Below are 566 nucleotides of genomic sequence, written 5' to 3'. Positions count from 1 at the left end.
GCACGAGCTCGCTCGGCCTGCTGGTCTACCTGGTGGTCTTCGGGCTGCCGGCGGCGATGATCGTGGCGACCGCGATGCGGCCGGGCCGGATGGACCTCGCTTGGCCGCTCGCGCTGCTCGGCCTCTGGCCGGTGGTGGTGCTGGCGGCGCTGGCGCTGGCCGTGCCCGACCTCGAGGCCGAGATGCGCGAGGCGGTGGAGCAAGGCGTGAGCCGCATGGGCGTCGCGCTGCCGGACGGCATGGTGGATCAGATCGCGCAGGTGAAGGCGGCCGCGGCCGGCTTCTGGGTGGCGCTGCTGATGGTGGGCAACGGGCTGGGGGCGCAGGCGCTGCTGGCGCGCAATGGCCTGGCGATCCATCGCACGCCCGGGGCCGACGCGCTGCATCTGCCGGGCTGGTACCTGCCGCTGCCGGCGATCGCGCTGGCGGCGTGGCTGGCCTTCGGCGGCGCGGTTGCGCTGTCGTCGCTGCTGATCCTGCTGGTGCCGGTCTTCCTGCTCCGCATCGCCGGCGTGCATCGCCGGCTGCGCGGGCGGGCGGGACGAGTGGCGTTCCTGGCCGGCTTC

The 566-nt window shown here is 74.7% G+C and carries 1 protein-coding gene; it reads left to right on the top strand.

What is annotated here, in order from left to right; translation table 11 throughout:
* The coding region (locus tag AC1DWF_RS37335) for a hypothetical protein (protein WP_476843459.1) at nt 1-566 on the top strand (566 nt) is incomplete at both ends.

Source organism: Aminobacter sp. P4_D5, from assembly GCF_056401815.1.
The sequence above is the reverse complement of the archived record's forward strand: the minus strand, read 5'-3'. Positions and strand labels throughout refer to the sequence as shown.